The sequence below is a fragment of the Stenotrophomonas veracruzanensis genome (assembly GCF_032911525.1).
GTDB classification, from domain to species: Bacteria; Pseudomonadota; Gammaproteobacteria; order Xanthomonadales; family Xanthomonadaceae; genus Stenotrophomonas; species Stenotrophomonas africana.
In genome coordinates this window covers 142310-151665 of sequence record NZ_JAWJTI010000006.1, presented here as the reverse complement: position 1 = coordinate 151665, position 9356 = coordinate 142310, and the positions used below count along the sequence as shown (strand labels likewise).

Annotated in this window: 10 protein-coding genes; 6 read left to right on the top strand and 4 right to left on the bottom strand. The window is 68.2% G+C overall.

Annotated elements, in window-relative coordinates; all coding sequences use genetic code 11:
• Positions 1-136: 136 nt before the first annotated feature.
• Entirely contained in the window at positions 137-802 is a 666-nt protein-coding gene (gene msrA, locus R1H25_RS07355; protein WP_317223194.1) for a peptide-methionine (S)-S-oxide reductase MsrA, read from the bottom strand.
• Between the two features lie 30 nt (positions 803-832).
• Complete coding sequence (locus tag R1H25_RS07350) at positions 833-1096, bottom strand: DUF2007 domain-containing protein (RefSeq protein WP_049444214.1); 264 nt, start codon at positions 1094-1096, stop codon at positions 833-835.
• Between the two features lie 198 nt (positions 1097-1294).
• On the opposite strand from R1H25_RS07350, the gene R1H25_RS07345 reads away from it, so the two are divergent.
• The 6 genes from R1H25_RS07345 to R1H25_RS07320 all read left to right on the top strand — a co-directional run bounded on the left by R1H25_RS07345 (position 1295) and on the right by R1H25_RS07320 (position 6668).
• Positions 1295-3043: a glutamine--tRNA ligase/YqeY domain fusion protein gene (locus tag R1H25_RS07345; RefSeq protein WP_317223191.1), complete on the top strand. Its 1749-nt coding sequence runs from the start codon at positions 1295-1297 to the stop codon at positions 3041-3043.
• Between the two features lie 43 nt (positions 3044-3086).
• Positions 3087-3740, top strand: coding sequence for a hypothetical protein (locus R1H25_RS07340; protein WP_107379141.1), 654 nt, complete (start codon positions 3087-3089; stop codon positions 3738-3740).
• Between the two features lie 51 nt (positions 3741-3791).
• Complete coding sequence (locus R1H25_RS07335; RefSeq protein ID WP_317223190.1) at positions 3792-4514, top strand: DUF6348 family protein; 723 nt, start codon at positions 3792-3794, stop codon at positions 4512-4514.
• Between the two features lie 98 nt (positions 4515-4612).
• Positions 4613-5173 (top strand): nucleoside deaminase, encoded by a 561-nt coding sequence (locus R1H25_RS07330; RefSeq protein WP_004154307.1) that lies wholly within the window; start codon positions 4613-4615, stop codon positions 5171-5173.
• On the top strand, positions 5157-6224 hold the full coding sequence (rlmM, locus tag R1H25_RS07325) for a 23S rRNA (cytidine(2498)-2'-O)-methyltransferase RlmM (protein WP_317223189.1): 1068 nt from the start codon (positions 5157-5159) through the stop codon (positions 6222-6224). Before R1H25_RS07330 ends, rlmM begins: the two co-directional genes overlap by 17 nt.
• Positions 6225-6272: 48 nt before the next feature.
• Positions 6273-6668 (top strand): EF-hand domain-containing protein, encoded by a 396-nt coding sequence (locus R1H25_RS07320; protein ID WP_317223188.1) that lies wholly within the window; start codon positions 6273-6275, stop codon positions 6666-6668.
• A gap of 238 nt (positions 6669-6906) precedes the next feature.
• On the opposite strand, the gene R1H25_RS07315 is transcribed toward R1H25_RS07320, so the two are convergent.
• Positions 6907-8088, bottom strand: a complete 1182-nt coding sequence (locus R1H25_RS07315) for a UbiH/UbiF family hydroxylase (protein ID WP_317223187.1) — start codon at positions 8086-8088, stop codon at positions 6907-6909.
• Complete coding sequence (ubiH, locus tag R1H25_RS07310; protein ID WP_317223186.1) at positions 8085-9293, bottom strand: 2-octaprenyl-6-methoxyphenyl hydroxylase; 1209 nt, start codon at positions 9291-9293, stop codon at positions 8085-8087. Before ubiH ends, R1H25_RS07315 begins: the two co-directional genes overlap by 4 nt.
• Positions 9294-9356: the final 63 nt, after the last annotated feature.

The following is a 9356-nucleotide window of genomic DNA, read 5'->3' as shown; positions in this document are numbered from 1 at the left end:
GCCCCCAGGGACGGGTTCACGGCGTGTCCTGCCAACCCACACCGCCCCACCCAACAAGCAGCAACCCAGAGCCGCTTTGGCTTTGGCTTTGGCTTTCAGCCGTTGACGTTGCCCGCCGCAGGCGGACCACCGCGCGTCAGCGCGGCGCCTCCACATCCAACCCGATCGGGCAGCTCACACCGGTGCCGCCGATGCCGCAGTAGCCGTTCGGGTTCTTCGCCAGGTACTGCTGGTGGTAATCCTCGGCGTAGTAGTACGCCGGCGCCGGATACACGATCTCGGTGGTGATCGGGCCGTAACCGGCGGCGTCCAGCTGGCGCTGGTAGGCCTCGCGGCTGGCCAGCGCGGCAGCGTACTGGGCCTCGTCGGTCGCGTGGATCGCCGAACGGTACTGGGTGCCGGTGTCGTTGCCCTGGCGCATGCCCTGGGTCGGGTCGTGGCTTTCCCAGAACAGCTGCAGCAGCCGCTCCAGGCTCACCACCGCCGGGTCGAACACCACCTGCACCACTTCGGTGTGGCCGGTCAGGCCCGAGCAGACCTCTTCATAGGTCGGATTCGGGGTGATGCCGCCGGCATAGCCCACCGAAGTGCTGTACACGCCCGGTTCGGTCCAGAACTTGCGCTCGGCGCCCCAGAAGCAGCCCAGCGCGAAACGGATCTGCTGCAGGCCGGCGAAACGGTCCTTCAGCGGATGGCTGTTCACGAAGTGCTGGTTGCTGTGCAGCGGCAACGGCTGGTCACGCCCCGGCAGTGCTTCTTCCGGGCGCGGCAGGCGCTGCTTGAAGGCGCCGATGCCGAGGATGCCCTCGCCAATTCCCAACATGATGCGCTCCTACGCCGGCAGTCCGGCTATGTCGTCTGCATCTGAAATGGGGGCGTCCGGCGCATGGCCCAAGTCCAGCCCCGCCACGATGTCCTCAGCCTGCGGTCGTGCTGCGTCGGGGATACCGACCCGCAGCACACCGAACAGCGGCAGTTCACCCATGCCGCCCAGCAACGACTCGCCGAACACGAAGGCCGGAATGCCGGCATCCTCCAGCGCGTGCTTGACCAGATGGGCGTCGAACAGGTTGTCGGCCTTGTACACGATGTGCATGCGGCAGCTCCGTGGGAGAGGGTTCCAGCATACGCCCGGGTGCTGAATGGTGCCGAGGGCGGGATCCGAAGGTTGCAGGCCAGCGGCCGGCACTACCAGAAGGTGGGCTGGCGGTGCCGGCTGCTGGCCGGCAACCCGGCAACCCTGCCCCGTACGCGCTAGACTGTTGGTCTTTCTGCCCTTTTTCGCCCCAGACTCATGTCCGAGCACACCCCCGCCAGCCCCGAGACCCCCGCCGACAGCCACGAGAAGCGCGATTTCATCCGCCAGATCGTGCGCGAGGACCTGGCCAGCGGAAAGCACCAGGCGATCAAGACCCGCTTCCCGCCCGAGCCGAACGGCTACCTGCACATCGGCCATGCCAAGTCGATCTGCCTGAATTTCGGCATCGCCGGTGAGTTCAGCGGCGTCTGCAACCTGCGCTTCGACGACACCAATCCGGCCAAGGAAGATCCGGAGTACGTGGCCGCGATCCAGGACGACGTGCGCTGGCTGGGTTTCAGCTGGAACGAGCTGCGCCACGCCTCGGACTACTTCCAGGCCTACTACCTGGCCGCTGAAAAGCTGATCGAACAGGGCAAGGCCTACGTCTGCGACCTGTCGGCCGAGGAAGTGCGCGCCTACCGCGGCACCCTGACCGAACCGGGCCGTCCGTCGCCGTGGCGCGACCGCAGCGTCGAGGAGAATCTCGACCTGTTCCGCCGCATGCGCGCCGGTGAATTCCCGGATGGCGCGCGCACCCTGCGCGCCAGGATCGACATGGCCAGCGGCAACATCAACCTGCGCGATCCGGCGCTGTACCGCATCAAGCACGTCGAGCACCAGAACACCGGCAACGCGTGGCCGATCTACCCGATGTACGACTTCGCGCATGCACTGGGCGATTCGATCGAGGGCATCACCCACTCGCTGTGCACGCTGGAATTCGAAGACCATCGCCCGCTGTACGACTGGTGCGTGGACAACGTCGACTTCGCCCACGATGACGCGCTGACGCAGCCTCTGGTCGACGCCGGCCTGCCGCGCGAAGCGGCCAAGCCGCGCCAGATCGAGTTCTCGCGCCTGAACATCAACTACACGGTGATGAGCAAGCGCAAGCTGATGGCGCTGGTTACCGAGCAGCTGGTGGACGGCTGGGAAGACCCGCGCATGCCGACCCTGCAGGGCCTGCGTCGCCGTGGCTACACCCCGGCGGCGATGCGCCTGTTCGCCGAGCGCGTGGGCATCAGCAAGCAGAATTCGCTGATCGACTTCAGCGTGCTGGAAGGCGCGCTGCGCGAAGACCTGGACAGCGCCGCGCCGCGTCGCATGGCGGTGATCGATCCGGTCAAGCTGGTGCTGACCAACCTGCCGGAAGGCCACGAAGAGCAGCTGACCTTCAGCAACCACCCGAAGGACGAGAGCTTCGGCAGCCGCGAAGTGCCGTTCGCTCGTGAAGTGTGGATCGACCGCGAGGACTTCGCCGAAGTACCGCCGAAGGGCTGGAAGCGCCTGGTGCCGGGCGGCGAAGTGCGCCTGCGCGGCGCCGGCATCATCCGCTGCGATGAAGTGATCAAGGACGCCGACGGCACCATCACCGAGCTGCGCGGCTGGCTGGATCCGGAATCGCGTCCAGGCATGGAAGGCGCCAACCGCAAGGTCAAGGGCACCATCCACTGGGTCAGCGCCGTGCACGGCGTGCCGGCCGAGATCCGCCTGTACGACCGCCTGTTCTCGGTGCCGGACCCGGACGACGAATCGGAAGGCAAGACCTACCGCGACTACCTCAATCCGGAATCGCGCCGCACCGTCACCGGCTATGTTGAGCCGGCCGCGGCCAGCGCCGCGCCGGAGCAGTCGTTCCAGTTCGAGCGCACCGGCTACTTCGTTGCCGATCGCCGCGACCACACCGAAGCCAAGCCGGTGTTCAACCGCAGCGTGACCCTGCGCGACACCTGGTCAGCCTGAGGACCTGCGCGGGCGCCAGGACGGCGCCCGCACGACCGCGACCATGATCACCGCCCTGTCCGCCCTGCTCTGGTTCATCTCGCAGCATCCGCTGCTGACGTTCTTTTTGGCGATGGTGCTGGCCGGGCTGGTCTCGTGGTGGCGGCGCTTTCCGGGCTACGCCATCGTGGTGTTCCCGCTGGCGATGCTCAACATGTTCCTCGGCCACTTCCTCAATGCCGCCTTCCTCAACGTGGTGGGCGAGCGTGGTGAAGCGGTGATCGTCAAGGCCGAGCAAACCAGCTCCACGCTCAACGAACAGTACATCTGGCGGTACGAAGGGGTGCTGCGTACCGCCGAGGGCCGCGACGTGGAGGTGGTGTTCCACACCAACACCGCCTCGCTATGGCCGCTGGAAAACGCCATCCGCATCCCGGCGCGCGACCAGCCGTTCGTGGTGAAGTACACGCCGGGCTTCCCGCGCAACTTCGTCATCCTCACCAACGAATCCCCGCATGGTGTCGCCCAGGCCCGGACCAGCGCGCGCGAGCGCGTGGAGGTGGCGGCGCGCAAGCTGCACTTCAGCCCGGGCAATGCCGATTTCCGCGCGGACTATCGCCGCGAGCTGGAAACCTGGCTGCGCGACCACGGCAACGATCCGCAGCAGCAATCCGACGCGCAGCGATATCGCGCCGAACTCGACGCGCTCGACCGCTAGATCCCCAGGCCCTGCCTGGATGTTCCCCCCCCATCCACCCACAGGCCTGACATGACCACGACCTCCGCCGCCCTCCTCCCGCTGCTGCAGCAGGTCCTGCAGGACGCGGGCGTCGCCAGCCACGTCGACGGCAACGCGCTGCTGCTGGACAGCGGCCTGCGCCTGACCCCGCATGCAATGGCCGCACATGCGCGCGACAACGGTGGTTGGCAGACCTCCACCGTCATCGAAAGCCAGCATCCGCAGTTGTTCGCCGATGGCCTGTTCGAGTACCAGCACGCAAATGGTGCCGATGAGCAGGCATCGCTGTTGTCCGGCTTCCAGGCCTGGGCCCGAGTGGACCTGGTGACCCTGCAGACCGCGATCGGCGCCCAAGACGCACAGGGCCTGCCGATGATGGGCGTGACCTATCCGGCCGGTGACAATGGCGAGGAACACGAGCGCACCGTGGTGCTGGGGCCGTTGGCGCACTACCGTGCACAGGAAGTCGATGCCTCCACCTGCAGCGAAGACGATCATGGCTCCTGCCCCTGTTGCCTGTTCACGCGCAGCATGGAGGCCTTCGACGAGCTGCTGAAAGCCCGCCAATTCCTCGCCATCCGCCTGTTCGCCTCGCGCGATGCCGATGACCTGTGCGAGGCCGATTGCCGGGTCAATGGCCACGACTTCGCTCCTGCGCTGCCGTTGCTGCGCGCCTATGCCGCCAGTTGGCCGCAGGCCGGGCTGGAATTCCGCAAGCAGTACGTGGTGATCCGCACCGGCTCGCCGGGCTGACCCACCGCCACACCCGATACAGGCCGGTGCGGCTACACTGCGCGCCGGTTTCCCAAGCAACCGCACCTTCTTCCATTCCACTACGAGGCACCCCCGCGATGCTGTACGCGCAAGTCCACCTGACCCTTCCCGCCTGGATCCACGACCAGATCGACCTGGATCGTCGATATCCGGGCGATGAGGCCAAGGTCGCGCTGGCGATCGAGCTGTCGCGGCTGAACGTCGAGCACGCCAGTGGCGGCCCGTTCGGTGCCGTGGTGTTCGGCCCGGACGACAAGGTCATCGCCGCCGGCGTGAACCGGGTGATGCCGCACGCGACCTCCCTGGCGCACGCCGAGAACATGGCTTACATGCTGGCCCAGCAGCGCCTGCAGACCCCGCGCCTGAACGCGGTGCTGTCGCCGGTCACCCTGGCCACCAGCTCGCAGCCGTGCTGCCAGTGCTACGGCGCCACCGTGTGGGCCGGTATCGACCGCCTGCTGATCGGTGCCAACTCGGCCGACGTCGAAGAGCTGACCCCGTTCGATGAAGGTCCGCTGCCGGCCGACTGGGTGGGTGAACTCAACAAGCGTGGCATCGAAGTGGTGCAGGGCCTGAACCGCGACGCCGCGCGCAGCGTGCTGCGTGCCTATGGGGAAAGCGATGGCGCCCGTTACTGAAACCGGCATCGGCCTGCTGTGCCTGTGCCGGCAGGGCTTCGAGCCCGAGCTGGCCGGCGAGCTGCAGTTCCGTGCCGGCGAAGCCGGTTTCGCCGGTTATGCGCGTACCCAGCGCAATGACGGCTACGTGCTTTTCATGTGCGACGAAGCCGGCGCGCTGGCGCCGCGCCTGCGCTGGCGCGAGCTGATCTTCGCGCGGCAGAAGCTGGTGGTGCTGGCCGAGCTGCCGCAGCTGGACCCGGCGGACCGGATCACCCCGATGCTGGAAGTGCTGGCCGATGCGCCGCGCTTCGGCGACCTATGGGTGGAACACCCGGACTCGGATGCCGGCAAGCCGCTGTCCGGGCTGGCCCGCGCCTTTGGCAATGCGCTGCGCCCGGCGCTGCGCAAGGCTGGCAAGCTGACTGACAAGCCGAACAACCGCCTGCCGCGCCTGCACGTGGTGTTCGTCGAAGGCACCCATGCCTTCGTCTGCGTGGCCGACCCGGCCGACAGCGCGCCGTGGGCACTGGGCATCCCGCGCCTGAAGCTGCTGCCCGAAGCGCCTTCGCGTTCGGCGCTGAAGCTGGACGAAGCCCTGCTGACCCTGCTGACGCCGGAAGAGCGTAAGGCGCTGGCCAAACCCGGCATGCGCGCGGCCGACCTGGGTGCCGCACCGGGCGGCTGGACCTGGGTGCTGACCCGCCAGCACATGCACGTGCTGAGCATCGACAACGGCCCGCTGCGCCAGCACGTGCTGGACACCGGCCTGGTCGAGCACCTGCGCGCCGACGGTTTCCACTGGCATCCCGAGCAGCCGCTGGACTGGATGGTCTGCGACATGGTCGAGCAGCCGCGCCGCGTGGCCGAACGCATGGCCACCTGGTTCCGCGAAGGCTGGTGCAGGCACGCGATCTTCAATCTGAAGCTGCCGATGAAGAAGCGCTGGGACGAAACCCGCTTGTGCCTGGACCTGTTCCAGGACCAGGCCGGCAAGCCGCTGGTGGTACGCGCCAAGCAGCTCTATCACGACCGTGAGGAGATCACGGTACTGGCCTCGCCGCTGCGCTGAGGAACATGCCCGCCGGGCATGGGCCCGGCGCTACCGAGGAAGGGAACCATGCGATACCACTCGCTCGCCATGCTGATCACCCTGCTGGGAGCCGCACCTGCCATTGCCCAGCAGCTGCCGCACACCCCTGCGCAGAGCCAGCCGCTGGGCCCCACCGGCGGCGCGATCCGCCAGCAACCGCTGGATGCTGGCCGGGTCAGCGGCAGCGTCGAGATTGCACAGCCGGCCGGCGAGGCACAGGTGACCGTGCGTTCGCTGGAACCGAGCAGCGTGGTCGGCCAGTACCGCATCCACTTCGCCGCGCTGGATGTGAACGGCGATGGTTTCATCAGCCGCGAGGAAGCACAGGCCAACCCGGCGCTGGCCGATGAGTTCAATGCGTTGGACGTGAAGCGTCGCGGCAAGCTGGATCGTGCCGACCTTGCCGGTTGGCTGGTTGATTGATCCATCGGCGCGATCTTCATCCACGCATGGCGTGGAGCTACTGGATCAACGGCGGTAGCGGAGCCCGCTTCTGGTAGGTGCCAACCTTGGTTGGCACAACATCGGAAACGCCGTCGCCCCATCTGGGCCGACGTGACCTGACAGACGTGCCAACCAAGGTTGGCACCTACCAGAGCGGGTGTCCCGTGGTTGGTAACGCGCCAGCGGCGCCCGCAGCATCGTGCGGTTTGCGTTCCGGCTACACCCCGGCGGCGCGCTTCCAGAACGCCTGCACCAGTGGCGGCCATTTGCCGACACAGCCCAGCGCGCGACCGCGGGCCAGGGTCAGGTGCATTTCGTCGTTGGAGAACAGGCGGTTGATCGCATCGAAGCTGTAGGCGGCGATGTGGTTGTCGCTACGCCGTTCGCGCGCCCAGCGCTGCAGGCGCTGTGGCGACAGCCGCGGCTGGCCACGGCGCTCGGCAGACGGCGCCAGCCACTGCTGCAGGGCGGCCACATCGCGCAGGCCCAGGTTCACGCCCTGCCCGGCCAGCGGATGCACCACGTGCGCGGCATCACCCAATGCCAGCACGCGGCCGGCCACGTAATGACGGGCCAGCTGGCGACGCAGCGGGAAGGCTGCGCGCGGTGATGCCAGCCGCAGCTCACCCAGCCGTGCAGCGAAGGCGCGGGTCAGTTCGCGGTTGAACCCATCTTCGTCCAAGGCCAGCACGCGAGCCGCTTCCTCCTCGGGCAGGGTCCAGACGATCGAGCTGCGGCGCTCGGCCACCGGCAACAGCGCCAATGGCCCGCTCGGCAGGAAGCGCTGCCAGGCCGTGGCCTGGTTGGGAAGATCGCTGTCCACATAGGCCACCACGCCACGCTGGTGGTAATCGTGGCGCTCGACCTCGATCCCGGCCAGCTGGCGCAGGGTCGATTCGGCACCGTCGGCGGCCACCGCCAACGCCGCTTCCAGGCGGCGACCGTCATCCAGGCGCAGGCGCACGCCGTCGTCATCCTGTTCCAGCGCTTCCACACGTGCCGGGCAGTGCAGCTGCACGCCCGCCGCCGGCAACGCCGCCCACAGGCGATCCTGCAGCAGGCCGTTCTCGACGATATAGCCCAGCTCACGACGGCCGAAGCGATCGGCGTCGAACAACAGATCCTCGCCACCGGCCGCATCCCACACCTGCATGCGCCGGTAGGGCCAGGCGCGGGCCTGGGCGATTGCCGGCCACACGCCCAAGCGGTTCAACAGTTGTACGTTGTCAGCGGCGAAGGCGAACACCCGCAGGTCCGGCTGTGCGGCCTGCCACGGTGCCGGCTCACGGCCTTCCACCAGCGCAACCGACAGGCCGGCATCGGCCAGCGCCAGCGCGCAGGCGGCACCGACCACCCCGCCACCAACGATGGCCACATCAAGGCGCATGCGCCGGCTCATGCGGCTTCCCCGCGGCACAACCGCGGCACGTCGCCACGGAAGCCCATCGCGCCACCGACCAGCATCGACTGCACCGAGGCGCGCTGTGCGGCCACCAGGCCGAGACTGCGCAACGGCCGCATCAGCGGCGCCGGGTTGCTGGTCAGCCGCGCCAGGCCTCCGGAGAACGCCACCGTCTGCCGGCGGTCTTCCTCGCGGCGCGCGACGTAGGCCTGCAGCAGTGCATCACTGCCGGCATCCTCATGCGCATCCTCCAGCAGCTCGGCCAGGGTCAGCGCATCGCGCAGGCCCAGGTTGAAGCCCTGTGCACCCAGCGGGTGGATGGTCTGCGCGGCATTGCCCAGCAGCACCGTGCGCTCACCGGCCAGCGCGCGCGCCAGTACCTGGATGAGCGGGTAAGCACTGCGTGTGCCGGATTCGAGCAGGCGACCAGCACGCCAGCCGATCGCGTTCTGAAGGCGTTGCAGCCAGGCCGCATCGTCCAGCGCCATCACCGCATCGGCCTGGTCGCGCGCTACGCCATGCACGGTGCCGAAGTGACGATCGCCACGCGGCAGCAGGGCAGTCGGGCCGGTATCGGTGAACCGCTCCCAGGCCGTGCCGTCCGGCGCGCGCTGGCTGCGCACGCGGGCCACGAACAGGGTCTGCTGGAAATCATGGCGGTCGACCTCGATGCCCAGCGCGCCACGCACGCCGCTGGTGGTGCCATCGGCCCCGACCACCAGGCGTGCCAGCAGCACGCGTTCGCCGGCCTCGTCAGCCACCCGTACCTGGCGGTAGCCATCGACCACGTCGCCCAGGCCCACGAATCGCATCGGCCGGTAACGGCGCAGGCGCGGCAGCTCCTGCAGGCGCGCTTCCAGCGCCTGGCCGAAATCGCGCGCGACCACCACCTGGCCGAACCACGGCCGGTCGTAATCGGCCGCTTCGAGCTGCACACGGCCGAAATCGCCGGCACGGCTGACATGGATGCGCCGGATCGGGCCCGGCGCCATCGCCAGTTTCTGCATCACCCCCAGCGCGGTCAGCGCATTGACGGTAGCAGCGGCGAAACTGAGATTGCGTTGATCGAACACCGCAGGCAGCTCACCGGCCGGGCTCGCCTCGAGCAGGCCCACGTCGCGGCCCAGCCGGTCCAGGGCGATGGCCAGGCTGGCACCGACCAGGCCACCACCGACGATCAGCACGTCATGTCGTTCACTCATGGTGTTCATGATACGCGCTCGCCCCGACTGTACGCCGAACGAGCGGCACCTGCGCCAACCTGC

Coding starts and splice junctions, on each gene's coding strand:
- R1H25_RS07350 (WP_049444214.1), bottom strand. CDS start 1,096: ATGCACATCGTGTACAAGGCCGACAACCTGTTCGACGCCCATCTGGTC.
- R1H25_RS07345 (WP_317223191.1), top strand. CDS start 1,295: ATGTCCGAGCACACCCCCGCCAGCCCCGAGACCCCCGCCGACAGCCAC.
- R1H25_RS07340 (WP_107379141.1), top strand. CDS start 3,087: ATGATCACCGCCCTGTCCGCCCTGCTCTGGTTCATCTCGCAGCATCCG.
- R1H25_RS07335 (WP_317223190.1), top strand. CDS start 3,792: ATGACCACGACCTCCGCCGCCCTCCTCCCGCTGCTGCAGCAGGTCCTG.
- R1H25_RS07330 (WP_004154307.1), top strand. CDS start 4,613: ATGCTGTACGCGCAAGTCCACCTGACCCTTCCCGCCTGGATCCACGAC.
- rlmM (WP_317223189.1), top strand. CDS start 5,157: ATGGCGCCCGTTACTGAAACCGGCATCGGCCTGCTGTGCCTGTGCCGG.
- R1H25_RS07320 (WP_317223188.1), top strand. CDS start 6,273: ATGCGATACCACTCGCTCGCCATGCTGATCACCCTGCTGGGAGCCGCA.
- R1H25_RS07315 (WP_317223187.1), bottom strand. CDS start 8,088: ATGAGCCGGCGCATGCGCCTTGATGTGGCCATCGTTGGTGGCGGGGTG.
- ubiH (WP_317223186.1), bottom strand. CDS start 9,293: ATGAGTGAACGACATGACGTGCTGATCGTCGGTGGTGGCCTGGTCGGT.